We start from the raw sequence: 26,590 nt of genomic DNA, 5'->3' as shown, positions 1-26,590 counted from the left end.
AATCCCGACCGTTCGCACGCAGAATGAGTTTATCGGGCATCACCGCAGCTCTGAGCTCCCCAGCTACGAAGAGATCAAGAATGATTTCATCTCCGACGACTTGGTAATACCCCTCCAACAGTGATTGAGCGAGCCTGGATACCTCCCCCGGTCCGCCTCTTTTTTGTACCTTTTGCGGCTAATAAATCTACGGCCGGGATCATTCAAGTGTCGGGGTCATATTGCTGGAAACCTATTGGGTCCAGTATGAGGACCAGTATAAAAATCACACTTATTGACAATTCGCGTATTTCCGAGCGTACTCTAGATCACACTATGAACCGCAGACATTTTCTCACGTTATTGACGGCCTGCTACAGCGCCCCCTACCTGAAAGGGGCCGAGGCATTGACCAAACGCATTCGCCTGGACCACTGGGACCGCAGCCATGACCGCCTGTTCCTCGGCGGCCAGTTCTGGACCAACCCGATGGAAGACTGGCTGATCCAGGACGGCTGGGCCTCCTGCCAGACCTCCGGCGCGAACCGCAATATCCACTCCCTGCTTTACCAACTGAGCGATACCAGCAAGCCCTTTACCATCTCCACCGAAGTCAGCCGCCCGGAGAGCCTGAAAAAGGACGACGGCGCAGGCTTCCGCTTCGGCATCCGTGCAGACATCGATGACCACCGCGCGCGCTGCTTCTCCTACCACGGCGAGACAGCCGGCCTGAAGGGCAAGACCCTCTTCATCGGCAAGAAAGAGACCACTCTGGAAGGCAAGATCCCTGCCCACTACGAGCTGACCCTCACCGGCAAGCCCAGCGGAGACAAAGTGGAACTCACCCTTACTGTTTCCAATCCGGATGACGGCGCCTCCCTCGGAAGCGTCAGCGCTACCGTGGCCGCCAAGCAAGTGGCTGGAAACTTCTCTGTGGTCAGCCAGTTCACAGGCAACAAAGGCCGCCCAGCCAATGCCGGCTACCAGTTCCGTAACTGGCAGATCTCAGGCGAGGCCTTCAGCCATCACCCGGAACGCCAGTTCGGCCCGATCATGTGGTCCATGTACACGCTCAGCGACAACCGCAGCGATGACGGCTACGTGATGAAGATCACCGCCCTGCTCGCCCCGATGGGTGAGAAGGACAACCAGAAGGTGGAACTTGAGGTCCAGAAGGACGGCGCCTGGAAGAAACTCGGCAGCGCCGAGCTCAATACCGACGCCTGGACCGCGACCTTCCGCGTGCCCAAGTGGGACGAGAAGACCAAGACTCCATTCCGCCTGATCTACCGCGAGCAGCACACGGACTCCACGGAGACTGCCCACGAATGGACCGGCACCATCCGCTCCAACCCGACCGGACCACTGCGCATGGGTGCGCTCACCTGCCAGAACGACTACGGCTTCCCTTACGCCCCGGTGGCAGAGAACCTCTCCAAGCTGGATCTGGACCTGCTCTACTTCTCCGGCGACCAGCTTTATGAGAACCACGGCGGCTTCGGCATCATCCGCACGCCAGCCATCCCGGCCATTCACAACTACCTGCGCAAGTTCTACCAGTTCGGCTGGTCCTTCCGTGAGCCGATGCGCCACTCACCCACCGTCTGCCTGCCGGATGACCACGATGTCTTCCACGGCAACATCTGGGGTGAAGGCGGAGCGCCATTCAACCCGAATGCCAAGGGTCCAAGCCGAGGCGGCTACCGCCAGCCAGCCCGCATGGTCAATGCCGTGCATCTGACCAACTGCTCCCACCACCCGGACTACGCCTCACCGAAGCCCTGCAAGCAGGACATCTCCGTCTACTACGGAGACATGGTCTACGGCGGCGTCAACTTCGCCATCATCGCCGACCGCCAGTGGAAGAGCGGACCAGAGCACGTGAATACCGAAGGCTCCCGCTACGACCACGTGGCGGACAAGGATTTCGATACCAGCAAACTGGACAAGCCAGGCCTGCAGATGCTCGGCGAGCGCCAGGAAAAATACGTCGAGGAATGGGCCAAGGACTGGCGCGCCCACAGCATGAAGGTCTTCCTTTCCCAGACCGTCTTTGCCGGCGTCGCCACCCACCACGGCAGCCCGAAAGGCTACCTCAAGGGCGACCTGGACTCCGGCGGCTGGCCACAGACAGCGCGCAACAAGGCCATCGATCTGATGCGCCCGTCCATGGCGCTGCACATCAATGGAGACCAGCACCTCACCTCCCTGTCCCAGTACGGCGTGGACAAGCAGCGTGACTCTAACTGGTCCTTCTGCACTCCGGCCATCTCCGCCGGCTACCCACGCTGGTGGCTGCCTGATGAGCTGGGCATGGAGCACGAGAACCGCCCGGACCACAACAACGCGAACACCGGCGAGTTCCTCGACGGCTTCGGCAACAAGGTCTACGTCTACGCCATCGGCAACCCGGTCAAAAACCCGCGCGAAGGGGCCAAGACCCGCTACGAGCTAGCCCACAACAAGGCCAGCGGTTTCGGCATGATCACCATCGACACCGAGAAGAAGACCTACACCATGGACTGCTTCCGCTTCCTCTGTGATGCCACCGACGGCAAGAAGGAGAACCAGTTCCCAGGATGGCCAGTCACCATCCACCAGAAGGAAAACCGCGGCGAGAACCTCCTCAACGCCTGATCCCCTTCTCACACCACATTTAAAAAGCCGGGCTACTCCAGCCCGGCTTTTTTTGTCTCCACACAAGGAGCGAATCCGCCGGATAGATCTCCTGACGGTTCCACTACTCTCAATGAATGGTACTGATCTGCCTAACGGTCTCTATTTCTTACCCGGAGGTTGATCAGAGACTGAGTCAGGTCTTCCTCTTTTCGGCTGATGCCATTCTGAGCCATCATCCGTCCATCTTTATTGAAGGATGCCGATCCGCCGCCTTCGAAAGTCGCCAGGAAATTTCCGTTACTCAGCTCGGTAATACGCGGCACTCTGGTCTGGCTATTATGGTTACGGTCGCCATCATGATGACTACCACCATGGTGGCCACTGTGGTTTGAGTGACTGTCATAAGCTCCCTCTTGGACTTCGCAGCTAGACAAGGCGAAGAGCCCGGCTAGGGACATTATTTGGATTATTGTTTTTTTCATGTTTGTTTGGGGGTTAGATTTTTACATTTGAGGGCAACGCACACCCTCCAGAGTAGCCGTTTCTATTCTGAGGCCGACGCCCCAGCTTCTTTTAACTTTTCCAGCAAAGTGTTCACGGCCGCTTCCAGCTGAAGGTCTTTGCCCTCGATGATCGACTTGGGGTCGTTTTGAACCAAAACCTCTGGGACAATCTCCATGTTTTCAAAGAATGTTCCATCGGTTAGCCTGAACCCAAGCTCTGGAATTCCGTAGTCCATGTATCCGTTGATCATCGGGTCACGTACCACAGCCGTGCCCGTACCAGGCACACGCTCTCCCACCAATGGACCAATCTTCTTACGCTGATAGAGAACCGGGAAGACTGTACCATCTGAGTAAGAGTTCGCGTTCACCATCACGCAGCTGGGCTTGGTCCAGCGCCCAATGGGGTTACGTGCGATTTCGACTCCCTCCCTGCTGATCAGTGAACTATCATGCTCCCCGGAGAGCAAGGTGATCAACTGGTCATGGAGATTTCCTCCCCCATTTGAGCGTACATCAATGATTACCGCCTCCTTGTCTTTACACGGGCCAAACAGCTCACCGTAGGCGCGTTTGTAAGCGACCGGAGCCATCAAATTGAGGTGCAGATAGCCAAGACGGCCACCTGATAATTTGTCGACCATGCCCCGCCTCTCCAAAACCCACCTCTCATAGGCGAGCACGTTTTCTACATCAAGTGACACCGGACGCATCTTCAGGTTCTTCTCTCCTGATGCTGAGCGCACTCTGACTAACAGCTCTTTACCTACAGTGCCATTCAACAGCTTGTCGATAGACTCATCTTTCCCGAGCTGGTGACCATCCACCTCCAGAATGATGGTCCCCTTCTTGATCGCTTCATCAGACCTATCAGATGGGCCATTGGCTAAAACATGAGCCACCTTCATCCCCTCACCCTCATGACTGTAGTCCCAGTATACTCCAAGTGAGCCAGTGGCATCCATATCCGTGGCAGGCGCATGGAATCTGGCCGCCTGGTGCGAGGCATTCAGCTCCCCCACCATTTCATCTAACAAAACAGCGACATCTTCCCAGTGGATGAGATGAGGAAGGAACTGACGATAGTGATCGCCGACCTCCTTCCAGTTTACTCCATGCATTTCCTTCTGGTAAAAGGTCTGCTCGGTAATGCGCCAGCAATGCTCAAACAAACCTGCGACTTCTGCGCGGGCGTCACGCATCATCTCCAGCCTGTAAGGCACGGATTGCTTGGCCCCGCTTGTTACATCATAGCGATGTACGGCACCTCCACTACAGACATAGACTCCCTTGACTTCGCCATCCGTAGCATAGGCTCCTCCCGGCAAGACTGGCCCACTGAACAAGGTTCTCATAGCCAGAGTACGAGCATCGATCACATAGCAAACCGCCATCCCGTTAGGCTGGTTCGCCACGACAATCAGGTGCTTATTATTCGGCGTAAGCTGGTAGAAAGCGATCTCACTGGAAAAGGGAGTCAGACGGATGGTCCGCGTAGAGAGTCCATCCACTTCTGGCAAGACCGCCTCTTGCTGGGAGCTCACCTCCGATGGCTTTTTCTGATCTTCCTCAATTCCTTGTTTATAAAGGTCCAAGCTCTTCTTCGTCAGGAAGGCGGCATAAATATCCTGCTGGGCGCCACCGAAAGTGACTGACTTCAAGCCCTCACGGTCACTCACCCAAAGGGCTATCTTCCCATCAGCACTCATCTTCGGGTTGCCGTCAGCAAAACCGTTGTTACTCAGATTAACAGACTCTTTTCCACTCTCGGCACTAACGAGACTCACCTCATCGCCAAAGCCTGTCTGAGTAATCAGCCATCGGCCATCTGGGGCCCATTTGAAGAGCACATCTCCATCATTGTAGGAATAGGTCTTGTCTCCACTCTGTGCCACCGCCGAGTTTCCAGACTTTTTATCAAACACCCTGAGCTCCGTTCTGGACTCTAGATAAGCTAGCTTGTCCCCTTGAGGCGAGTACTCAGGCGCATAGCTGTCTCCACCGCCTCCAATGAGTACCTTTTCCTCATATGGAGCAGCACCTGCAAAGCTGGCATCCCCCTCTTGGGTCAAGCTGGCCTCGATAATATCCCAATCACCTCCGCGCTCTGAAGCATAGGCCAGTCCCCGGCCATCGGGCGCAAAGTCGACCATGCGCTCCATCTGCGGCGTATTCGTGATACGGCGCACACCATCCCCTTTCATAGAGAGGACAAACACCTCGCCATGCGCGACCAAAGCAGCCTGGGAGCCATCCTTGGAAATCACAAATTCATTCACCTCCGGCGTGACATCCTTCACGCTCACCCCGTCCACCAAACTTGACTGACGGATGAACACGGGCACTACCTCGCCTTCTTGAGAGCCAGCAGGGATGCGCCAGATTTCACCATTCCAGGCATACACCAAAGTCCCGTCGCTCGCCGAAGAGAGAAATCGTACCGGCCATTTCTGGTGGCGGCTCACCTGCACAGGCTCCCCCCCCTGAAGCTCTCTGCTCCAGATATTCAGAGAGCCGCTACGCTCACTCAGCCAGAACATGGACTTCCCATCTGCACTCCACTGGGGATCTCTATCATCTCCCTTCCACTGCGTCAGTTGCTCATAGGTTCCACTCGCTGGATCAAACAGACAAATATCTCTGGCCGCTGATGAGTCCTGGTGCTTCCGCCACATGTTCTCCAGGGTGCACGGCTCATTCTCATAGAGCAGTTTGTCCCCGGCCTGGTTCCAGGCCAGATTAAGCATAGGTACCGGGGAAATAATGCGTGGCCGCCCCCCACTCACAGGTACACCATAGACTTGCTTCACCACCGGACTCAGCCCCCGCAAGGAATCATGCGCAGTCGCCTTCACCTCGCCTAAGCGTGGTGATAGATACTGCACCTGTGCCCCGTCCACCGAGAAACTTACCGGCACATCATCCGCACTATGCCAGGTCAACCTTACGGACTGGCCACCATCAACCGGGACCACAAAGACATCAAAATTCCCATGCCGCTTGGCTGCGAAAGCTACCCGCTTGCCATCGGGTGACCAAACCGGGTGCGAACTGTAGAACAGTCCACTGGTCAAGGGAGTCGCATAACCTCCTGCCGCAGGAACCAGCCATATCTGACCTCGATAACAAAATGCGATGTTCGCACCATCTGGCGACACGGCTGGATAGCGCAACCACTTGGCACGGTTTTCACTCTCATCAGAGAGACCTACTTGAGGCAGGAGCCATCCAAGCATTCCTATCAGACACGGCTTTCCCAATCGGCTTATTGAGAACTTCGAGGGGGCATTCAAACAAAAAGACACCCTGTTGGTATATCATCACGACTGACTCATTGTCAACTTATTGCAGCACACAAACAGCTGTCCCTTTAATACCCCACTTAGTCGCTCACTGGGGAGCCCCGTATCACCCCTAGCCCTCAAAGCGCTAAAAAAAGCGGGACCGCCCGGAAAACCCACCCCAGACGGCCCCAGTACCCTCAATGAAAACTGGAGGGTTAACCTGACCTATAGATTCAGCGCCGCCTGTACGGGGGCTTGTCTAAAGGGAGGATTTTTTCTGAGATTTTTTTATTCGCCTTCTTTGGGCAAGGTGATGGTGTGCTCAAGCGTTCGCGTTGCCGGTATGATTATATGTATCCCATCTGCTTCATCCTCAGATTTATTTTCCATCAGAAGCGTCATCTCCTTTTACAAATCGAAGAACTGGCTCAGGGAGCGAATGGTCGTTTCCTCACCTGTCATCTTCATGCTGTAGCCTTGATCCAGACGTACGGTGACATGAAACTTCCTAGTGAGAACGGCACACTGCTGCCCCTGATAGTCAACAACTTCATCAAAGGTCACCTTGTTTTCACCTTGCAGACCCTGATCAACACCTGTGAGCAATTTCAAATACCCATGGCCATCATCCCAAGTCTCACCCACAGACCTCGGGACTTCACTATAACAATCATTCAACACAAACCCAAAACTAACGTTTCCTAATTGTTGTTGCTGTTTTGGAGATAACTGCAGGGAAGCATTAGCCGGTTTAAAATCCCATTTCCCATCTTTCCTGACACCCAAAAGCTTGATCTTTAAAAGCTCACCTTGTTTCTTCTGCTCAGGAAGTACCTTTCCTCCAATTTTCATTTTTGTAACAGTCGCGCTCTCCTTGACTTCTAACTGAATTCGATCTTTACCCAGCTGCAAAGCCTCACTCAAATCCTGAGTAAGTATCGAGCCTCCGTTATCTATTTTATCTGCTAACTTCATCTTCATATTCTCAGTATTCACCCGCGTCTTAGTCACTATCTTTGTACCCACTGGGAGTGAGGATCCTTTTTTATAGAGCACGTATTTTTCCTCGGCTTGAGCCTGGGCACAGACACTGAGACCCAGCAGGGCGGCGGTCATGAAATATTTGGCAAACATCACTAGACTGTTAGATTTCTTGTTTTTGTGAGCAGCATAGACGTCTCTCACCAAAACGGCCGATGCACACGCGAGCCATCCTTCGCAAAAAACACCGGGGTGTCCAGCTTCAAGACAGCTCTATCAGCTGCCCACCTACCCAGTGATCTATTGCCTCTCCTTCATCAGCGCCTGCACCTCTGCGGCGCTGAGGGCGTAGTCGAAGATGTAGAGCTCATCGAGCGAGCCGCGGAAGAAGCGGTGCCCGGTCATGCCTTGGCCATTGCCGAAGTAGGCCATGTTACGGCCCACCCAGAGTCCGTGATCCGGGCTATCCACATCGGTGAGGACTTCCTGCAGGGCGCGGCGGGAGACTTTTTCCTGTTTACCATCGAGATAGAGCAAGACATGGGTGCCCACGTCTGGGCGGGTGCCACCGTAGAGTACCACCGCCACATGGTGCCACTGACCATCACGTAAATCGGTAGAGCCTACCACCTGACCACCGAAGAGGCCGAGGCGCAGCCTACCCACCGGGCCTTGCTCGGGCTGAGGATTGACGGCGATCTGCCAGGCTTTGCCTTCCACATTATGAATGCCCCAGGAAACAAGACCGTAGCCCTCGCTGATTTTCAGATCTTTAGGCACCTTCACCCAGAAACAAACCGACCTTGGTTTGCCTCCGCCGATACCACGGTAGGAGCTCTCCCCGTAGGCTCCCTTGCCATCGAAGCTAAGTGCCGAACTAGAGACGCCTTCGCTCCACTGTGGCAGGCTGCCCTCGTCCTCCACCTTGAGCGTCATCCCTCCCTGACCAGGAGCTTCCTTGGCCAGCTTACCTTTGGAGTGAGCGGTGATTCCCTCCCCTTCATCAAAGGACCAATGGATGTAGCCAGCACCTCCGTTGTGAGATGGCGGCATCTCCGTGTAGAAGTTCCCTAGGTCCGCCTGGATCTTCTCGCCACCATCCTGGCCGAAGCGCATGGCGTCATTCTTTAAAAGCTTCACCCCGCCCTTGCCTCCCTTGGCAAAGGCTTCCACGGAGCCATCGATCACGTGCGTCTCCACCACACCATTTTCCTCCACGGAAACACCAAATTCCGTCCCCAGATCCACCACGCTACCCAGCGGAGTTTCTATCCGGTAGCCGATGCCCTGCTTGGTGGCACGCATCACCACACGGCCATGGTGCAGCACCGCCTTGCCATCCTCTGGGAATTCCAGATGCGCCGGACCTTCCACGATCAGACGGCCTTGCCCAGCGAGATCCATTTCTAGCAAACCTTTGGAAATTTTGACGGTTCCCCCCTCGCCAAGGACAGCCCCGCTCTCGATCTGACTGCCAGCCCACTCTACTCCATCAGCTCGAACAACGCTGGCCATGTTAGATCCACCTGACTGAGTGACACTCTCAGGCTGCAGCAGCACGAGTGCGGTCAGGGAAATCGCAATGACTGCCGCAACGGCGAGTGCACGCCTCAGCCACTGACCACGCTGGATTTTCTGGCGCACCTCTTCCGTGAACTGATCTACATCCTCTTTCTCCACAGCCTGCATGATGCCTCCCACAAATTTTTCCTCACTGAGCTCATCCTGCATCAGGACACTGAGCTGGCCATGTACAGCCATCTGACGCCGTGCCTCCTGCTGCCATTCCGGGTGCTGCTGCAGACAAGCTAACAGCTCTCTCTCTTCCTCCTCCGTAGCTACACCCTCCAGATAAAGTGCGAGCAACTTGTTCATTTCTTCCTTAGACATCATGCCTTGCCTCCTTCTAACTGACTTTCGACACATTCGCGCAGACTATCGCGCAAGCGGTGTAATTTCATGGTCAGGGCCGAATAGCCCTTCCCTGTGGTCGCGGAAATTTCCCGCACGGTGTGTCCGTGCACGTAGCGCAACTCTAATAAATTCTTCGCACCTCCCTCCACCTTATCCAGGCAATCCTTCAGGGCATCCAGCGCCACGTGCTCCGTTTCCTCCTCATTTACCTCATGCAGCAGGACTTCCAGATCAGTCTCCCCGTCCATCAGCAGCTCCCGTTTCTTACGGATGAAATTCCGCAGGTGATTATGAGCGATACCTCTCAGCCAGGCCGGGAACGAACCTTCACCGCGAAACTGCCTGATCTGCCGGAAGGCTGTCACGAATGTATCCTGGGCCAAGTCATCGGCAGCGCTCCAGTCGCTTAGTTGACCGCGCAGCCACCCCCTCAGCCAGGATTGATGCAGGCGCACAAGCCCCTCGAAAGCCTGCAGGTCTCCCCGGCGGCTTTGCTCGATCCACTGCTGTTCCTGCTGCGCGTCCATACTCCTTGTCCATGAGTGTCATGGATACGTCACGATATCACATTTATTTTAACTTTGTGTGTTACTTCTCCGAGAAGGAGACACCCCACCAGCACAGGTGCACGCTTCTATGCCCTGCTATCTCAAAAACTCTAAACCATGAACACACACTCTACACTATACACAATAGCGCTACTCACCAGTACACTCAGCACCCAAGCCGCGATCACCATCAGCCACACTGCGGCGGATGACGTCATGCTGCGCGAGTCCGCTGCGACGACAAGCCAAGAAGGCAGCCATCGCAACCTAATCGGCGGCCAGGGCGCCACCGGTGAGTTCGTCACCCTCTACCGCTTTGACCTGAGCGATCTCTACAGCACCTATGGAGCCAGCGGCGCGACAATCAACAGCGTCTCCTTCGACCTGGGTGATGCCATGAAATATTCAGGCATCGACTCTACCACCACCATCGAGCTGCGCGCCTACGACTTCGACTTCGACGCCGCGACCGCCACCTGGAACAACCCTACCGGAAGCGGCAGTGATACCACGTCTGGCGGCACTCTAGGCACCATTCTTGCGACCCTGACAATTTCCAATACTGACGCCGAAGGAAGCTTCGTCTTCACCTCGAGCCCTGAATTCACGAACTACCTGCAAACCATCTACGACAATGGCGACAGCACGGTCATGTTCCGCGCCTCCTCTGACCTCGCCACGGTGACAAACAACGGCTTCATTCGTAGTGATGACGGCGCGGTTCAAGGAGATGGCCTGGGCTCCGTGGTGATCGATGCCACCGCCGTTCCTGAGCCGAGTTCCAGCGCCCTGCTCGGTCTGGCAGGTCTTGGCCTGATCCTCAGACGCCGCCGCTAGCCAGCAAAATCTTTTCATTCATTGTGTGCAAGCCACCGCCTGGGGCGGTGGCTTTTTTGTGCCTTTTCCGGAAGATTCCTGTGTTACTTTCCTGCAGTCAGGACACTTGGACCGTAAGTACCATGAACACCATGCAAACATCTCACTATTCCAGACGCCAGTTTCTCGGGCACGCGGGAGCCACCGCTCTCGGCCTGCTCGCCTCCAGCCGTGCCTTCGGGAAAAATACTCCATCGGACGGTTCCTTTGTCTTCCTCGAAGCAGAAGGTTTCACCGATCACGGCGGTTGGGAGCTGGACCAGCAGTCCATGGACCAGATGGGATCGCCCTATCTGCTGGCTCATGGTCTGGGCCGTCCCGTCAATGACGCCACCACCAAAGCCACCTTCCCGAGTACAGGCAAATACCGGATCTGGGTGCGCACCCGCGACTGGGTAGCGCCGTGGAAGGCACCGGGCGCACCGGGCAAGTTCCAGGTCTTGCTGGACGGAAAGCCTGTGAAAGAAACCTTTGGTACCAAGAATGCCGAGTGGCACTGGCACGATGGCGGCACCGTAGACATTTCCGACAAAGACACCACCGTCTCCCTGCACGACCTGACAGGATTCGAAGGCCGCTGCGAGGCTATCCTCTTCTGCAAGGACACCAGCTTCACGCCGACCAATGATGTGAAGGCGCTGGAGAAGTTCCGCCGTAAGCTGCTGGGTCTTTCAGACACACCAGCCGATGGAGGAGAGTATGAATTCGTTGTCGTAGGTGCGGGCCTGGCCGGCGTGTGCGCTGCCATCTCCGCTGCGCGCCATGGAGTCAAGGTAGCCCTGATCCAGGACCGCCCGGTCCTCGGCGGCAATGCCAGCTCTGAGGTACGCGTCTGGCCGGAGGGTCACATCAATCAAAAGCCTTACACACACATCGGGGACATCGTGAAGGAAATCCTCACCGACCTCCCCAAGACCGGCTCGATGAATGGCAAGCACGCCAAGTTCTTTGACGATGAGAAGAAGATGGGGGTAGTGACCAAAGAGCCAAACATCACCCTGCTCACCAACTACCGGGCCATATCCACCCAGAAGAAGGGCGAGCGCATCAGCTCCGTGGTGATCCAGAGCACGCTCACGGGCGAGCGTAAGCTGGTGAAGGGCACTCTCTTTGCCGACTGCACCGGCGACGCCGTGGTCGGCTACCAGGCGGGTGCGGACTACGAATACTCCGTGGGCAATAACATGGGCATGACCAATCTCTGGCGCCCGATGGATGCGGCCAAGGAGGAAAACGTCCTGAAGTGCGAGTGCAAGGACAAGGACGCCCTCACCGCCGACTTCCAGGAAGGCAAGACCGAACAGCCCTTCCCGCGCTGCCCCTGGGCGATCGATCTCAGTGACAAGCCCTTCCCCGGCCGCAAGAACTTCCGTGGCCAATGGGGCGGTAGCAACCCGCTCAACAATCTCGGCGGCTGGTTCTGGGAAAGCGGCTTCGACAAGGACATGGTGGAGGATACCGAGATCATCCGCGACCTCAACTTCCGCGCCATGTACGGCGCCTGGGATACCCTCAAAAACGTGGACGGCATGTACCCGAACCACCGCCTGGAGTGGGCTGCCTTCATCGCCGGCAAGCGCGAATCCCGCCGCCTGATGGGAGACGTGGTCCTCACCGCCGATGACTTCCGCCAGGGCAAGCAATGGGAGGATCCCGCTTTCCCCTGCTCCTGGCACATCGACCTCCACGTGCCGCATGAAAAATTCGATGACGAACTGAAGGGCCAGGAATTCATTTCCAAAGCCACCGCGGGCAAGGAATACAGCTACAAGGGTCCCTACTGGGCACCCTACCGCACGCTCTACTCCCGCAATATCGAGAACCTCTTCATGGCTGGCCGGGACATCTCCGTCTCCAAGGACGGGCTGGGCCCCGTCCGCGTAATGCGCACCACCGGCATGATGGGTGAAACCGTGGGCAAGGCGGCCGCCCTCTGCATCAAGCACCAGGCCAACCCGCGCGGCATCTACCAGAAACATCTGGATGAGCTGAAGAAGCTCATGCAGCAGCCGGGCAGCGAGCGCAGCGCCTGAAAAATAAGCTTTTATGCCGGCTCGCGGGTGCTTCAATGACGTCTATGTCGTGGAGCACCCGCTTTCTTTTTCTTCTGCTGTGTGGATCATTCACCCTCACCTTTTCTTCCTGCGCCACGAAACAGGAGGCGCAATACGTCTACCCTTCGAACTCTCTCAAACTTACGGGGCAGGCAGTACAAGAGCTGAGGGAAAAGATCGCGCAGACCAAGTACCCAAAACCTGAGAACTACACGGAAAAGCTAATTCCTGTACATACAGATTGGGGAGTCTCAGGCTTCCCGGCCGCCTACTATGATTTCATCCAAAGCTCCTCAGGGATTCACACATCCTCCGTCATGACCTACCGACTGAATGAGGACTATTGCCTCGCTGTATTCCAGGATTCGTATGATGACGGAAAATCGCCCTGCAGCACTTCAACCGTCGATTCAGACGCGTCCATCCTACGCAAGCGCTTTGACTATAAATCCCCACTCCAGCCATAAGAGATGATTCACACCCTCGCCACCTGGGCAGATGCCATTCCGGATGAGGCCGCCTGGGCTCTTCTGCTTCTATTACTCTTGCTACCGGGCTTGGTATTGTTCGGCCTCGGCTGGCTGATCTGGCGCCTGTTCCCCAGGAAGCAGCAAGCACCGAACCATAAAAAGGACCAGTGAAATCCCTCACTTTGATCTCCGGCTCTAGCTAGACGAGTGCCATTTTTTGGGTGCGGGCTCTAGAAGTTTGGTTTATTGTCATAGATGGTTCCATCCTGAAATGGCCAGACCTAGGCCGCTCCCTTACTCGTATAAACACTCAACTCTACTCCCATGAATAACACTCCAATCCTCTCGGCTCTCCTGCTGGCAGGCACCCTCGCGGGCACCGAAGCCGCCACCATCAGCTTCACCTTCACCAATGACACCAACCTGCTGGGCTCCAGTGACCAGGTGGGCGCTGCCGCCTACCGCGACGACAACTGGAACAACCTGATCACCGACTGGTCCGGTAACAACAGTGGCCAGGACATCGTGGATGGCGACGGCAATGTCGTCGGAGACCTCCACAGCAGCGCAGGCCTGCAGGTCCGCTACGATGCCAACACCAACTACTTCACCGACGGCGCCAATGGCACCGCGGATGAGAAACTTTTCAAACGCTACCTGGACGATGGCGGCGGCACTGGCCAGCCCTACATCACGCTGAGCAACATAGCCAACGCAGCACAGGGATACACCCTGATCGTGTACTTGGCCAGCGACAGCGCCAACAGTGGTGCCGATGTCCAGCTGGGCAACTACTGGGTACAGGACCAGCAGGCAGACGCCGGGGCGACCATCCTCTCCAATGGCGGTTCCAAGATTTCCCCGCTCCTGCTCGGTGATTCCTTCACCGGGAGCTATGTGGAAGCCTCTGAGAGCACCGCGGGCAACTACCTGGTCTTCACCGGTCTCACCGCAGATTCCGTGACTATCCGCAGTGAGCGCCTTAGTGACCCGACGCGACGCGCCAGCATCGCCGGTTTCCAGATCGTGGCGATTCCGGAGCCTAGCAGCACCGCACTCATCGGGCTGGCAGGCCTGGGATTCATCCTGCGCAGACGTCGCTAGGAATGCAGAACACCTCATTTTTTTCCCAAACCATGGCCGCAGGATTCCTCTGCGGCCATTTTTTTGAGGCATTTTCAGTCTCGCGAAGGCCTTGTGGAAATTGAGGAAGAGTGCTACGTACTCATCCGATTTCCCCAATGCATCAACGCTTCCCCATACTCACCGCCTGTCTAGCCGCCGTCATCACTGCGGTGCTCAGCTATGCAGCCTATCCTTTGCTGATGGACTGGATCCTAGGGGATGCACGCCAGCACTTGGTGATCCTGAAACCAGCGGAAACGTTCTAGCACCCGCTCAAGACCTCCCTATGCTTCGGCATTCTCGGAGTCAGCGCCGTGGGAGCCGCCTATCAGTACCAGCGCAACAAACCCGGCAACCGCTTCGCAACGATCCTGGGAGCTATCTCTCTCTGCGCTCTCATCATGGTACTGATCTCCCTCTGGCTCATCCGCCATGACCTCGCAGAGGCGCTGGCCGTCTCCCAACAAGCCTTTCCTGACATGGTGCCCGCCATCACCCCTGACGTAGTACCGCTCCACCTGGCCGCCGTGCATCCGCTCGTGGCGCTAAACATCGTCTGGATCCTGCAGGCCCTGAAAAACAGGAAACCTAAACCAAGCTCATCCTAACAAGTCCTTGACCTCGTATCACTTTAGTACGAAACTGGACAACTCGCCATGAACTGGAACACTCCCCTCTATTATCTCCTTCTCGCCGCCGGCACCCTCTGGCTGGCCTTCCCGCAGATGCATGACCCTGTAGAGATCCTTCCCGTGTGCGCCCTCATCCTCAGCATCTGCTGGACCATTGGTGTAGGCATCTGGCTCTGCCGGGAAAAGATCTCTGGCCACATGGGCTACCAGCTCGTTCTCTGGATGATGGGAATCACCAATGGCATCGTCCTGCTCACCTACGACCTTTCCGCCCCCTCTCAGTCCTACGCCAGCTACCAGCTCAACCAGCCCATCTATCAATACTGGGCCCTGCTTCTCATCCCTATCAGCTCCCTCCTCCTGCTCAGCTTGGAGCGCCTGAAGAATAAGAGCAGCCTGCAGACCTCTTCCGGGGAGTAAGCAGAGTCCAGCGGATAATCTGCAGGCCGGGTTGATAGCAGGTAAGCCCTGCGGGCTTATCATGGGTCAATAGTCAGGAGTCATTGGGGGGCTTCACTCCCACTTTTCTAGCGGGAACAAAGTGTAGCCAGAGAACCCCAACGCGGGTTCCGGATTTTAGCCCACTCCATGAATACTCGGGACATTCATTCTTTCACAACAAAGCAGCCATCAAAGCAGACATCGCCTCGTTCATCTTTCCTGGAGTCGAAAAAAGTGACACCCCATAATCCTTTTTCTCGATAACGAAAAACTCCACATCATTGTCATCTTTTTCACCCCCATCTTCATCAAAACCAAAATTTCCCCAATCAAACTCAGGATTAAGGTCGCTATCTTGGCAGCTTATTTTGATGGAAAAACCAGGATTATCAAAGGTTGCAATAGAAAAGCCATTATTATGCTCCCATTGACCATTACAATGCGACAAAAACCACTGAAACAAAGGACCTAGACAATCATATTCCATAAACCTCCAAGGGACTACATAGACCTTAACACATTGTTTTACAAAAACTAAGAAACAAGTTCGCAACAGGTTTCACCAAACAAGCCCAATGACCCATGACAATTGACTCATGACGTGTCCGCAGGACACATCAATCTGCTTGTCCTCCCCTGCATTCCCCTGTTAGTGCTAGCGCATCATGCGCATCTACATTCTGGGTCTGGGAGTCATCATCGGCATCGTTATGTTCATTTATGAGGCGGACTCGCGTTATACCGAGATCCCCCTCGGGCTCTATCTCTTGCCCGTGGCCCTGATCCTGGCCTCCGCCTTCTGGCGGGACGCCACCGAAAAATCCGCCTACTACAAGACCTACCAACGCATCTATGCCTCTCTCGCGGAGGGTCCCCTTACCATGGACGAACTCATCACCGCGCTGGCCAAAGTCAGCCTCCACCAGGACAGGGAATGGTTCCGCCAAGTCATCGGCATCATGCTGGAGGAGAAGCAGCTCGTCGTCAAAGACGGCCGCGTGCAGATCCCGGAGGTAGACTAGTGATTTCGACTGAAGACCTGCCGTTTTCTGTAGAAACTCCAGCCTAACAAAAACACCGAGTGTCTGCGGATCGGCCATGCAGCGTGTCTCATCGTCCGGTATTTCTCAAAAAAGGGAGGTGAACGCCTTACAGATACTATACTCACCGTGGCAGCTCGAGAGAAAGTACTGCAACAATATATATTTTATATAACTTATTCATTCGGTCTACTCAGTAAATGGGTCTAAGCGTTTCTCATCGAATTCCGAGAGCTGCTTCAGTCTTGAAATCACCTCCAGTTTAGAGCCTTCCTCAAGCTCTCCGCGGTCAAAGTGAAGATGGTTGCAAACAAGATTCAAATCCTTCTCATTGCCATGCATGGCCAGCATCACGAGCAAGGTATAGTAGTGATCATCAGGAATACAATAAACCGAGTAGAATAGGAATAGCTTCCGCATTGCTGACACATCCTGATCAAGAAAGGCTGCCTCCATGAGTGCGATGAACCTTTCCTTGTCCAGGTAGGATAAAGCCGCCGAATCTACACGAGCTGTCCAGCCTGCATCCGGACTCATGAAATCGGGTGTGTAATCCATCTCACGCCCAGATACCGGATTCTCATCTACGGATCGCCCAGTTTCAGGTGAAATGGCTTGTTTGGACTCACCCTGATTTCCACATATTAGATAAACCACGGAGAGAGCTACGAGAGCGCCAGCGAGGAAACTAGCCGTATTCTTCAAGACAGACATCCTAGTATCAATTGATTAAAGTTATCCTACCATGATTGGCGTAACAGCTGCGTCGGTTACACACACCTGTTGATTTGATTCTTCGACGTGCGTAGGTCATATTTTTCGAGTCTCTTCGTCAGCCTCTCTAAGTCCGGCCTTGCTTCTGAATTAATATATTTCACCGCTTTAAAAACCCTAACAATTCCCAAAATTGCGAGAGCCTGTGAAGCATTTAATGTCGCATCATCCACCACATCATTTAAGTAGATTATGCATTTTTCCAGATTCGACTCCAAGTCTTCCACGCATGCCCGCAGAACACCTTTTAAAAAGAAGATTCTACCATAGCTACTCAAGTAAGCAAAATACCACGACTTAGATATATCCTCGAAATACTCACTAACGCATTCGGGACATAAGTTGTAAATTGCCTCCTCAGCTTCTTTAAGTTCATCATTCCCTGCAGATTTGACTACTAAGTCTTGGTCACTTATGTCGAAATCATAAGCACTTTCAAAAACTTTAAATGCTTGGTTTATGTATGCTTCCATCTGATTTTGCACAATGTTGAGAATAGGCCGCGCGGCACGCCTAGACTACGTCCACATGATTAAACACAGTAGTTAATTGCTAGTCACACATAGAGATGTCTACAAAAAGTGCTTAGAATAGGATGCTAGAGCCCCCTTCTCATAATGCAATGTAAAGCCAGAGAACTTAAGGTCACCTCCACCATCTTGTGATGATAGTTTCTGCTTCGGTAGCCTGAACTCATAGGAATCATTCCATTCCCCATCCGATCCAAAAGTCTGCTCTGGCCACCACAGCTTTCTTAGAACGACGTCTCTGGGCTGACCTTTGTTCTCTCTAAAAAATTCTTTTAAGTCCTTTTCCGTAAAGGCCTGCTTATACATATCGATGTTTTCCACCTCTTCGACAAGCTCTCCTCCGGACATGAGGATGAGATTTGTTTCCTCAGACTCACAAGCACTGAGCACCAGCAAGGCCACAGAGCCAATGTATATTAAAACCAGTTTGTTCATTCTATTACTTGTATTTACGCTCAGTGATTTCATCGACCAGCAGACTGGACTTTGATTCCACCTTCAGGACTCACCACCACCTGAGAACTGCCTCGCATCCTGAAGGATGCATCCTCAATGAGAAGCTTCCTTTCTCCAAGACTTCCAAAAACCACATCCAAGTCACCTTCTCCCAGCACCACGAAATCATACTCTAAATGACCACGTGGCTCTATCGCTGGAAGACTCTCACACGAAGCCCCCTGAGCCAGACAGATGTCTTCCAAATAGTCATCCGTCTCATTGTATATGATGACCGAGTATTTCCCCTCTTGATAGCCCCTAAAAGCATGGACAAGCCACAATACCAAACCGCAAACCAACAGAATAAAAGCTGATTTGATCAACGTATTTTTCCTCTTCATAGGCATCAAATCAATCTGAACGAATCTAGCTCACTGTATCGAGATTGTTTCTTCATGCACATAATCCATGTCCTATGGTGTTCGCCATCACTCACTCTCACTACTCTTATCCCACAAGATCATAGCTTCCCCTAAATTATACCCGTCCAATGCCAGCCAGACTTTGACAACGCAGAGACCACCTTTCTCTTCATCATCCAGCACTTCAAATAGATACCTCGCACCTCCATGCCCCCGGCACACGTGGACAACGCCAAATACTGGACCAGCATCGACCAACTTAGGAGCCCCTCCAAACCTCTCCAGTAGTGTATCTAAGCCCAGTTCACCTTCGTCCAAGAACTCGCGGACAGCGGCTAACTCCAGCGGCTCGGCTTCCCCCGTTTTCTTGTTCACAAGCTTCATCAGGGCTTTCTGCAGACGCAGCATGCGATCTTCATCTCCCTCCACACCAAAGATCTCGCCGTCCTTCAACATGTAGACTGTAAGTAAATCTCCCTTGCCTGTATCTTTTGATTCCAAATAGATGGTAAATTGCCACTCCATCCCTCCTGGCGGAGAACCATCTCCAAGATTGCTTGGTTTAATCGTCGGCAGGATTTGATCCAGCTCCAAGGCCGATACATTGGTATTTTCTATGGTCAGCCAGGTTACCCAGTTCGTTATTTCGATCTTGGGCACGGTGATGCTCTCTGGCACGGGGGCATAGAACGCAGACAATGACTCATCATTCTCAACTCTCTCACTAGCGGTGGCCTCATCAGAGTTCTGACTACGATCCCGTTCACAGCTGCCCAATACGGCAAAGCAGCTAAATACGACTACGAGGTGGAATAGATAGTTCATCGCTTGGATCACAATTCATCTAATTTACCTAAGCTCTTATTCCGAGAACATCACAAAGTAAAGGATTCTCGCCGTGGGCTTCCCGCTCAAATCAATCGAATGCGCATTATAGCCTGGCCCCTGATTCTCACGCACCATCATCATCCTACCAGCATAGAGATCTCGCAGCTTCACTCCCTCCTTCGTAATGGACTCCACGCGATAACTCTTCGGATAGTTTACGTGCTCTACCTTGATATAATCACCCTCGTTCACCTCTAAGGAACGATTCCAGATCAGCTCCTTGTACTCCACATTCGTAGTCCAAATCTCACCCTCATCGGGTGGCGTGTGAACACAAGCTGTTAGCAAGACACACAAGAGAAAAAGACTTCGCACCGACATGCGCTCTTTTTTTCTACACTTCCACCCCATTGGCAACTTAATCATTTCTACATGACACCTCTTTGCTCTAGCGCCACTCCGCACCGCTAAGTTCATACGGCGGGTGGACTACTTCCTCTTCCAATACACACGCCCATCTTCGTGCGCCTGCTTTACAAAGTCAGTGGGAAAGCTCCAACTATCATGAAATTCTTCGGCAGATACTCTGCACGGACTGTATCGACTGCGATCAAGCGACTTGAGAAGAAAACTTCCCGGCTCATCTTGTTTGCAGCGTGAGTCCCCTGAGACCTCGACTTGTCTCGTCACCAGCCCGTGATCATCCACTTCAAAATAGAACAAGGATGCCGTACTCCCGCTGGGCACATGCTCCGCTAGTTGACTTCCCGGTATCACAAAATAGTCCATTACACGCTTCGTTTGATAAGAGCCTAGATTAGGCAGGGCGGTGAGGTCGATCCAGAAACACCTATTGATACCTTACTGCTAGATCCGGGGAAGTGTATGGCTTCATCTAAAGATCAGGCTGATATCGTCGCCCGTTTCGGTGACGCCATCAGGCCCAAGGCAGGAGAGGTACTTGTATCCATCTTCATTTCTGGTGAATTCAATTTGATTCCCCCATGCATCCTCGAAGGGAGCGTTCTCATCAGCGGCTTGATAGTAGCGTGGAATCAATTCGTGCAAGTCGGTGATCTCTTTACCTTCATCCATTTCGAAGAATACCACGGCATTCTGGATTTCTATTACGCGGCGAAACGTTATCGACTCATCAATCATTTTCCTCATACCCGGGTACACAACAAAGAGATAGAACACTACAAGGCCTACACACATGGATACTAGCCCGGTGACCACCAAACCTAACAGAACCTTTTTCTTATTCATCGTTTTAGCATCTCGTGTTGCATTCCCGCACAATCAGGAAGCCTTATTCTAACACAAGCGACTCCCTGATGTAAAATACATTGGGAAGATCCTTCCCCCACCCCTCCGGGGTGGTCTTTGTGGGGGGATCGGTTCCCGGGGTGGCGCTTGTCTAGCGACAAGCTTACCGCCGGGCTTTGTTCCATCATCCCTACGGGATGGGAGCCCTGCGGGCTTGTCATGGGCTGGGATTTTTCTTGAGCGATTGCCCACAAAAAAGCCACTCCTGTGAGGGGAGTGGCTTTGGGTTTTGGGAAGGATTGGTATCGAGGGGAGCTGTTAGCGGCGGCGGCGCAGGATGAAGCCGAGACCGGCGAGTCCGATGAGGGCGGTGCTACTAGGTTCCGGGACGGCGACGAGGGCGCCATCTACGGAGATGTTCTGGAATGCCTGCATGACGCCACCACCACTACTGGTAGAGAAGGTCTGGACGCGGAATTCCACGCTGCCGCCATCGGTGGTGAGGCCAAGGCCGCTGAGGTCGTAGTTGCCTGCAGTGCCGTCTACCCAGGTATCGATCGCGACGTCGCCATTGAAGGACTCCACGCCGAGTGAAACGAAGCTACCACCGTCCACGCTAGCGAAGACACGGTAACCGATAGTGGTACCGGTGAGTGCGTCATCATTGGAGCCGAACCCCCAGTCGAAGGTGAGGGTATTCAGGTCCAGCTGAGAGCCAGCATCTGCGGTGAGGGTGAAGCCGAAATAGTCATCTGCTACGGCGGAGGACACCCCTGGGTCAGCAGCGAGGTCCAGATTGGCATTCACCACGTACCAGTAGTCGTCAGATGGAACATTTCCACCCAAGTTGATATCACCGAACTGGTCCCTGACTGGTCCACCACTACCGCCACTTAAACCTACGAAAGCCATGCCTGAGGCGGTGACGCCTGCAGCAGAGGCTGCGGCTGGAGTATTACTGTCTGCATAGTTTGCCCCATCGATGTAGAGGGCGATCTGAGCAGCGTGAGCGGCTGGCACAGCCAGTAGGGCTGCAGCCACGACTAATGTCATCGTTTGTGTTTTCATTGAGTATTCATGTGTTTATTTTTTGACGCAGTGATTGCGCCTATCGATGGGGAATAACGGCAGGTTATTGAATTTGAATAAAGTTCACGCCGATTGAATTTTTAAAACACGACAGCCAATCTTCGACATAGAGCCATTTTTTTAGCTGAGGGTGTTAACGTTTTCAAATGGGGCAGGATACCTTGATACCATGTGCAAAACACTATTCACACACCTCTCAGTATTAGCCTGCATGGCCACCACTAGCCAGGCAGCGCTCATCGCCCACTATGACTTCTCCGATGGAGACCTCCTGGACAACGAAGTTGGCGGCAGCTACACGCTGGCCCAGGGATCTGGCACGGATCTCGTCAGCCTGAATGGCGACGGCAGCGCCAGCTTCTCTGGAGACGACAACAACCCAGCCTGGCTGGAAACCGTAGGCCCTGGCGGCGCGGCGAACTTCACCGTATCACTCTGGGTGAAAACCGACAGCTGGAACCAAGGCAGCTTCCAAGGCCTCTTTGCCAATAATACTGGTGGCGCTGGCACGCTCTACTCCTGGCAAATTGACTCCAATGGAGGAGACATCCGCGTAGCGACTCAGGAAGGCGGAGCCATTTTTAGCACCTCAAGTGCAGGCCTGAATTCAAGCAGCTGGTACAACATCACCCTGATCAAGAACGGCGCGGACACCGAGTTCTACCTCACTGAAGAAGGAGCTGGGTCCGCCAACCACATCGGTACCGTTGTCGCTAATCCAGGAGGCCTGCAGAGCTTCCGTCTCGGCATCAACCGTAACGACGACAAGCTTTTCACCATGGATATGGCCAATGTGAAGATCTTTAATAGCGTGGAAAACGTAGACAACCTGGTACTCGAAGGCGCCATGGTCTCCAGCGTGCCAGAACCGACCAGCACTGCTCTCGTAGGTCTGGCCGGACTGGGATTCATCCTACGCCGCCGCCGATAGACTCCTTTTAGCGAGACCTTCTCACCACAGCCCGTTCCTCATGCTGAGGGCGGGCTTTTACTTTGTTTGGCTGGACGATCTTGCGGTTCATGGAGTAGCTGGAGTCCCCGGTGCTGCCCAGGCCCAGCTTGGCGCGGGACTTGATATTCACCGCCATGTAGAGGTCCACGCCGTAGTCCAGCGCCCGGATCACACGGCCGCGGGCCTTGACGTGGTCTTCCCCAGCCTGGCTGGAGCCCACGCTATCCACCTCAAAGGAAAAGTAGGCGCATTGGTAGCCACGGTAGAACTGCACTTTTTCAAATTTCATGGAGGCCTCGCCCGTGAAGCTCACGTCTTCCGGAGGAAAGGGCAGAAGATGGGCCGGATTGAAGCTCCAGCTCTCGCCGGGGCGGCGCGGTTTGGTACCGTAGATCTCCGCATCATAGGCACCGAAGATCTTGTTGGTATCCACCATGACAGCCTCTTCCTCCTTGCCCATGGGCTCCCAGCTGTAGGTCTTGCCATCCCACCGGGCCTTCACCGTCTTGCCTTTTAGCGGATTGCCCAGCTCAGGGACCTCCAGCTTCTTGCCCCCCATGGTGAGCACGTTAGTCATATCCACCTTCAGCGGGTAGACGATCATGCTGTCCGCGGTATTGCACTGCAGCCAGAAGCGGCGCTCACGCGTCATGCTGCCCTGAGACATCACCGCGCGCTTCTGCTTCTCTTCATTCACAGCTTCCATCAGCACCTTGGGTGCCGCATAGATCTCCGTGACATCCACAGAATTGCCCACCATCTGCAGGTGGCCGGGATAGGCCAGCAGATAGCTCTCCGCCTCCACCTTCTCAGGCAGAGGGTCGTCCGCACGCGTCACACTCCTCATAGGCTGACGCTCACAGGATACCAGCAGGAGGGCTGGCAGGAGAATAAATGACAATCTGTTCATCTTGGCAGGGAGATTGATCAGAGCGGGCGTGCAGGGCAAGTCAAATGTCCTCTCAATTAGGCACAGAGAGCGGCTGCAGGCCAGTGCGGAGGAATAGGCTTGGCATGAGGGCGATTCCCACGTGAGTTAGGTCTTTGGAAACGACTTCATTATGCCAGCCCTGAATTTTACCCGCCTGCCAGCCGAGACCAGCCAGATACGCGCCGCCGAATTCTACGAAGCCATGAGCCGCCGCCGCAGCGTGCGCGATTTCTCGCCAGATCCCATCCCGAAAGGCGTGCTGGAGCATTGCCTGCTGACGGCGGGCACGGCCCCCAATGGCGCCAACCTACAGCCTTGGCACTTCGCCGTGGTCACCAGCCCGGAGATCAAGACACAGATCCGCGAGGCTGCCGAGGCGGAGGAGCGGGAGTTCTACCAACACCGCGCACCACAGGACTGGCTGGACACCCTGGCCCCGCTGGGCACGGACGCGGAGAAACCTTTCCTGCAGACAGCCCCGGCACTGATCGCCATTTTCCAGAAGTCCAGAACCACCCGGCCGGACGGCACGGAGAGCAAGACCTACTACCCGAAGGAGTCCGTGGGCATCGCCACCGGCATGCTGATCACCGCGCTGCACCACGCGGGACTGGCCACCCTGACCCACACGCCCAGCCCGATGCAGTTCCTCAATACCATCCTGCAGCGGCCCAAGGATGAAAAACCCTTCTTGCTGCTGGTAGTAGGCTACCCGGCGGAGAACTGCCAAGTGCCTGACATCCAGAAGCTCCCGCTGGAGGACACCTCCTCCAGCCACTAACACATTCTATCACAATCCATTAAATATCTTTCATTTCTATATCACGAATGAAAATGATCCTATCTCCTAAGTTTTTATAAGAAAAAGGTCCGAGTTTCCCTCTTCTCCTCCAAAGCGGCTTCAGGCATAGTTTCTAGACTATCGATACAGGTCTAACCAAAACTATGAAGAAGATCCCCCGCGCCAAACCCGTCGCTTTGCTTATCATCTCCTGCGGTCTTATAGTGACAACCTATATCAAGCTCATGCCCTCCAAGGCAGTGCGAGCTTTACCCGTAAACGCGCTCAACATTCAGGAGCAAGAAGAGGCCGACGGCCAAACCGACCGGCGCACGCTGGTCAAAGCACGCGTACCGCTCACCGAGCTGGCAGCCTACGCGGAACGGATGGGAGTACCCGCTCAGAGTGACTCACCAAAGCAATCGCCAAGCTGGTCCAATGGACCTGACTGGTGGAAACCCAGTGGCCAGCCACGCTACGTCTCCGAGGGAGATACCTACCGCACCATGATCGGATGGGAGGACGGATATCTCTACTACGACAACACCGCCTGGCACTAGTCACCCAGAAAGATTTTCTAAAACCCAAAGAAAAAAAATGCCTGCCAGCAGGTGAAAAACCCAAATCATGAGCCTGTAACCAGGCGGGCATGAGTTCCATCCTATGCATCGACATAGGATGGAACTTTTCTTTAAACTGGGGGGACAAAGGCCTGCTTAGCGACGACGCTTAGCAAGTAAGAATAGACCGGCAAAGCCGAGCAGCGCAGTGCTCGACGGCTCCGGTACAGCCACGGCAGTAAGCACACCGCCAGTGACTTCAAAATGATCTGCGAAAGTTCCGCTATTGGCTCCGTCATAACGGAGTCCACCACTTGCCCAGAGACCCTCATAGTAACTCTGGTCTGCAGCGGCAATGTCCAGCGCCCCGGTGGAACCACTGGTAAAGTTGATAAATCCAGTCGGGGTAAAGGTGCTGTTCAGATCCACCAAACCACCACTGATGGTCAGAAAGCTGTGCTCCGAATCAGAGATATTGCCCACGTTGAAGCCGCTAGCCACGAGCGTACCCCCGTTCATGATCACGCTGGCGGTATTAAAAAGCTCCAGGTTCCGGGTAGTCGGCAGAATGAGATTCCCCCCATCATTGATCGTTATAGAGGCTGTGTTGCGGACGCGCAGCACACGGGTGCCAGCCCCAGTGGATATATTCATCGTGCCGTTATCGATCACAATGTCCGTGTCCCCCCGGAAATCAGGAATGAAATCAGAACCTCGGGTCAAGGTAGCACCCCCAGTGATCGTGAAATCCACGTCCTGGAGATTGCCCGACCAGACGGCATCCGTAGCCACGGTGCCTAGGTTGGAATTATCGGGAACGCCGTTATCCCAGTTGGCGCCGTCCAAGATATCACCACCGACCGGGCCGGTGTAGGTGGTGGCAGCGTAGACTGGGGAAGCGAGAGTGAGAGTTGTCAGGAGTAGTGTACTTAGTTTCATTGTGTCTGGAATTAGGGTTCCAACTCTCCATGACCAGCCCAAGGATTGTATTACGATCTTTTTGGAAAAACACATGGTGCAAGCCCAGAGCCAGCTGCCCACGGCGCTCTTTTTCCATGGAAATTCTGCTGTGCGGCTCTAGCATCCGGCGCATGCAAGACGAGTACCGAGACGAAAAGCTGGGGCCGCTGAAACTCAATCCAAACACCGGCCATATCGAGGGCAAGCGCAAGTGGATGCTCAAACTCTACAAGCTCTGCATCATCCCAGATAGCGAGGGCGGCTACGACTCCGAGCAGGTCCACGCCAAGGCCCGATTTGCGGAACTCAACCTAAGAAAATTCTACCAGCACATCGTGGACAGCCACTACGCCACTTTCCTACGCCAGTACGCCACCCAGGGACCGCTCACCCAGAAGGAATTCACCCGCCGGCTGGCTCTGCACGCCATCCACATCCACCCGAACGGCAATACCGACCTCACCTTCAAGGACGGAGGCCTCTTCCGCGGCCGCTACCTGCGCTTCACCTACAAGGAGTCCGGCGATCTCACCACGGCGAAGTTTGTCTCACGCTGCTAGAGAACAGCTAGTAAATTCTCCCGATGAGGT

Annotated in this window: 30 protein-coding genes; 14 read left to right on the top strand and 16 right to left on the bottom strand. The window is 54.4% G+C overall.

The window, feature by feature from the left end:
- Nucleotides 1-315: 315 nt before the first annotated feature.
- The gene (locus tag BUB27_RS02625) at nucleotides 316-2,616 is read left to right on the top strand and encodes an alkaline phosphatase D family protein (protein ID WP_143157988.1); all 2,301 of its coding nucleotides are present in this window, start codon (nucleotides 316-318) and stop codon (nucleotides 2,614-2,616) included.
- A 131-nt stretch (nucleotides 2,617-2,747) separates the two neighbouring features.
- On the opposite strand, the gene BUB27_RS02620 is transcribed toward BUB27_RS02625, so the two are convergent.
- From BUB27_RS02620 to BUB27_RS02600, 5 genes are all read right to left on the bottom strand, one after another.
- Nucleotides 2,748-3,080, bottom strand: a complete 333-nt coding sequence (locus BUB27_RS02620) for a hypothetical protein (protein WP_143157987.1) — start codon at nucleotides 3,078-3,080, stop codon at nucleotides 2,748-2,750.
- A gap of 62 nt (nucleotides 3,081-3,142) precedes the next feature.
- A complete protein-coding gene (locus BUB27_RS02615) occupies nucleotides 3,143-6,337 on the bottom strand; it encodes a S41 family peptidase (protein WP_143157986.1) in 3,195 nt (1,064 codons plus the stop codon).
- A gap of 456 nt (nucleotides 6,338-6,793) precedes the next feature.
- On the bottom strand, nucleotides 6,794-7,360 hold the full coding sequence (locus BUB27_RS02610; protein WP_159434761.1) for a hypothetical protein: 567 nt from the start codon (nucleotides 7,358-7,360) through the stop codon (nucleotides 6,794-6,796).
- 306 nt (nucleotides 7,361-7,666) lie between these two features.
- Complete coding sequence (locus BUB27_RS02605; RefSeq protein ID WP_159434760.1) at nucleotides 7,667-9,259, bottom strand: LamG-like jellyroll fold domain-containing protein; 1,593 nt, start codon at nucleotides 9,257-9,259, stop codon at nucleotides 7,667-7,669.
- Nucleotides 9,256-9,807 carry an RNA polymerase sigma factor gene (locus tag BUB27_RS02600; protein ID WP_143157983.1) on the bottom strand — a complete coding sequence of 184 codons (552 nt, stop codon included), beginning with the start codon at nucleotides 9,805-9,807 and terminating at the stop codon, nucleotides 9,256-9,258. The genes BUB27_RS02605 and BUB27_RS02600 overlap by 4 nt, the downstream gene beginning before the upstream one ends.
- Nucleotides 9,808-9,945: 138 nt before the next feature.
- Here BUB27_RS02600 and BUB27_RS19020 point away from each other — a divergent pair, with 138 nt between their 5' ends.
- From BUB27_RS19020 to BUB27_RS02570, 8 genes are all read left to right on the top strand, one after another.
- Entirely contained in the window at nucleotides 9,946-10,665 is a 720-nt protein-coding gene (locus tag BUB27_RS19020) for a DNRLRE domain-containing protein (RefSeq protein ID WP_200797044.1), read from the top strand.
- A 131-nt stretch (nucleotides 10,666-10,796) separates the two neighbouring features.
- Complete coding sequence (locus tag BUB27_RS02590) at nucleotides 10,797-12,737, top strand: FAD-dependent oxidoreductase (RefSeq protein ID WP_143157982.1); 1,941 nt, start codon at nucleotides 10,797-10,799, stop codon at nucleotides 12,735-12,737.
- Between the two features lie 44 nt (nucleotides 12,738-12,781).
- Nucleotides 12,782-13,225 carry a hypothetical protein gene (locus tag BUB27_RS02585; RefSeq protein ID WP_143157981.1) on the top strand — a complete coding sequence of 148 codons (444 nt, stop codon included), beginning with the start codon at nucleotides 12,782-12,784 and terminating at the stop codon, nucleotides 13,223-13,225.
- Between the two features lie 3 nt (nucleotides 13,226-13,228).
- Complete coding sequence (locus tag BUB27_RS18845; RefSeq protein WP_159434759.1) at nucleotides 13,229-13,399, top strand: hypothetical protein; 171 nt, start codon at nucleotides 13,229-13,231, stop codon at nucleotides 13,397-13,399.
- A gap of 153 nt (nucleotides 13,400-13,552) precedes the next feature.
- Complete coding sequence (locus tag BUB27_RS02580) at nucleotides 13,553-14,332, top strand: PEP-CTERM sorting domain-containing protein (protein ID WP_143157980.1); 780 nt, start codon at nucleotides 13,553-13,555, stop codon at nucleotides 14,330-14,332.
- A gap of 137 nt (nucleotides 14,333-14,469) precedes the next feature.
- Nucleotides 14,470-14,619 carry a hypothetical protein gene (locus BUB27_RS18840; protein ID WP_159434758.1) on the top strand — a complete coding sequence of 50 codons (150 nt, stop codon included), beginning with the start codon at nucleotides 14,470-14,472 and terminating at the stop codon, nucleotides 14,617-14,619.
- 48 nt (nucleotides 14,620-14,667) lie between these two features.
- Nucleotides 14,668-14,961, top strand: a complete 294-nt coding sequence (locus BUB27_RS02575) for a hypothetical protein (RefSeq protein ID WP_143157979.1) — start codon at nucleotides 14,668-14,670, stop codon at nucleotides 14,959-14,961.
- 48 nt (nucleotides 14,962-15,009) lie between these two features.
- Nucleotides 15,010-15,405, top strand: a complete 396-nt coding sequence (locus BUB27_RS02570) for a hypothetical protein (protein ID WP_143157978.1) — start codon at nucleotides 15,010-15,012, stop codon at nucleotides 15,403-15,405.
- A gap of 193 nt (nucleotides 15,406-15,598) precedes the next feature.
- Here BUB27_RS02570 and BUB27_RS02565 read toward each other — a convergent pair whose 3' ends face one another.
- Nucleotides 15,599-15,913 (bottom strand): Imm53 family immunity protein, encoded by a 315-nt coding sequence (locus BUB27_RS02565; RefSeq protein WP_143157977.1) that lies wholly within the window; start codon nucleotides 15,911-15,913, stop codon nucleotides 15,599-15,601.
- A 178-nt stretch (nucleotides 15,914-16,091) separates the two neighbouring features.
- On the opposite strand from BUB27_RS02565, the gene BUB27_RS02560 reads away from it, so the two are divergent.
- Nucleotides 16,092-16,448: a hypothetical protein gene (locus BUB27_RS02560; RefSeq protein ID WP_143157976.1), complete on the top strand. Its 357-nt coding sequence runs from the start codon at nucleotides 16,092-16,094 to the stop codon at nucleotides 16,446-16,448.
- A gap of 207 nt (nucleotides 16,449-16,655) precedes the next feature.
- Here the strand turns inward: BUB27_RS02560 and BUB27_RS02555 are convergent, their stop codons facing one another.
- From BUB27_RS02555 to BUB27_RS02520, 8 genes are all read right to left on the bottom strand, one after another.
- Nucleotides 16,656-17,180, bottom strand: coding sequence for a hypothetical protein (locus BUB27_RS02555; protein WP_143157975.1), 525 nt, complete (start codon nucleotides 17,178-17,180; stop codon nucleotides 16,656-16,658).
- A 56-nt stretch (nucleotides 17,181-17,236) separates the two neighbouring features.
- Nucleotides 17,237-17,713, bottom strand: a complete 477-nt coding sequence (locus BUB27_RS02550) for a hypothetical protein (RefSeq protein ID WP_143157974.1) — start codon at nucleotides 17,711-17,713, stop codon at nucleotides 17,237-17,239.
- A 99-nt stretch (nucleotides 17,714-17,812) separates the two neighbouring features.
- On the bottom strand, nucleotides 17,813-18,238 hold the full coding sequence (locus BUB27_RS02545; protein WP_159434757.1) for a hypothetical protein: 426 nt from the start codon (nucleotides 18,236-18,238) through the stop codon (nucleotides 17,813-17,815).
- Complete coding sequence (locus tag BUB27_RS02540) at nucleotides 18,235-18,591, bottom strand: hypothetical protein (protein WP_159434756.1); 357 nt, start codon at nucleotides 18,589-18,591, stop codon at nucleotides 18,235-18,237. Before BUB27_RS02540 ends, BUB27_RS02545 begins: the two co-directional genes overlap by 4 nt.
- A 105-nt stretch (nucleotides 18,592-18,696) precedes the next feature.
- The gene (locus BUB27_RS02535; RefSeq protein ID WP_143157971.1) at nucleotides 18,697-19,455 is read right to left on the bottom strand and encodes a hypothetical protein; all 759 of its coding nucleotides are present in this window, start codon (nucleotides 19,453-19,455) and stop codon (nucleotides 18,697-18,699) included.
- Between the two features lie 36 nt (nucleotides 19,456-19,491).
- A complete protein-coding gene (locus BUB27_RS02530; RefSeq protein ID WP_143157970.1) occupies nucleotides 19,492-19,839 on the bottom strand; it encodes a hypothetical protein in 348 nt (115 codons plus the stop codon).
- Nucleotides 19,840-20,349: 510 nt separating this feature from the next.
- On the bottom strand, nucleotides 20,350-20,727 hold the full coding sequence (locus tag BUB27_RS02525; RefSeq protein WP_143157969.1) for a hypothetical protein: 378 nt from the start codon (nucleotides 20,725-20,727) through the stop codon (nucleotides 20,350-20,352).
- Nucleotides 20,728-21,045: 318 nt separating this feature from the next.
- Nucleotides 21,046-21,795 (bottom strand): PEP-CTERM sorting domain-containing protein, encoded by a 750-nt coding sequence (locus BUB27_RS02520; protein WP_234991652.1) that lies wholly within the window; start codon nucleotides 21,793-21,795, stop codon nucleotides 21,046-21,048.
- Nucleotides 21,796-21,985: 190 nt separating this feature from the next.
- Between BUB27_RS02520 and BUB27_RS02515 the strand changes: the two genes are divergently transcribed.
- Nucleotides 21,986-22,747, top strand: coding sequence for a LamG-like jellyroll fold domain-containing protein (locus BUB27_RS02515; protein ID WP_143158515.1), 762 nt, complete (start codon nucleotides 21,986-21,988; stop codon nucleotides 22,745-22,747).
- A gap of 7 nt (nucleotides 22,748-22,754) precedes the next feature.
- Here BUB27_RS02515 and BUB27_RS02510 read toward each other — a convergent pair whose 3' ends face one another.
- On the bottom strand, nucleotides 22,755-23,678 hold the full coding sequence (locus BUB27_RS02510) for a hypothetical protein (RefSeq protein ID WP_143157968.1): 924 nt from the start codon (nucleotides 23,676-23,678) through the stop codon (nucleotides 22,755-22,757).
- A gap of 151 nt (nucleotides 23,679-23,829) precedes the next feature.
- On the opposite strand from BUB27_RS02510, the gene BUB27_RS02505 reads away from it, so the two are divergent.
- Nucleotides 23,830-24,480, top strand: a complete 651-nt coding sequence (locus BUB27_RS02505) for a nitroreductase family protein (RefSeq protein WP_143157967.1) — start codon at nucleotides 23,830-23,832, stop codon at nucleotides 24,478-24,480.
- Nucleotides 24,481-24,644: 164 nt separating this feature from the next.
- Nucleotides 24,645-25,040 (top strand): hypothetical protein, encoded by a 396-nt coding sequence (locus tag BUB27_RS02500; RefSeq protein WP_143157966.1) that lies wholly within the window; start codon nucleotides 24,645-24,647, stop codon nucleotides 25,038-25,040.
- 156 nt (nucleotides 25,041-25,196) lie between these two features.
- Here BUB27_RS02500 and BUB27_RS02495 read toward each other — a convergent pair whose 3' ends face one another.
- Complete coding sequence (locus BUB27_RS02495; RefSeq protein WP_159434755.1) at nucleotides 25,197-25,979, bottom strand: PEP-CTERM sorting domain-containing protein; 783 nt, start codon at nucleotides 25,977-25,979, stop codon at nucleotides 25,197-25,199.
- A 116-nt stretch (nucleotides 25,980-26,095) separates the two neighbouring features.
- On the opposite strand from BUB27_RS02495, the gene BUB27_RS02490 reads away from it, so the two are divergent.
- Nucleotides 26,096-26,560, top strand: a complete 465-nt coding sequence (locus BUB27_RS02490) for a DUF2262 domain-containing protein (protein ID WP_159434754.1) — start codon at nucleotides 26,096-26,098, stop codon at nucleotides 26,558-26,560.
- Nucleotides 26,561-26,590 lie beyond the last annotated feature (30 nt).

This window comes from Rubritalea squalenifaciens DSM 18772 (genome assembly GCF_900141815.1).
Lineage (GTDB): Bacteria > Verrucomicrobiota > Verrucomicrobiia > Verrucomicrobiales > Akkermansiaceae > Rubritalea > Rubritalea squalenifaciens.
The sequence above is the reverse complement of the archived record's forward strand: the minus strand, read 5'-3'. Positions and strand labels throughout refer to the sequence as shown.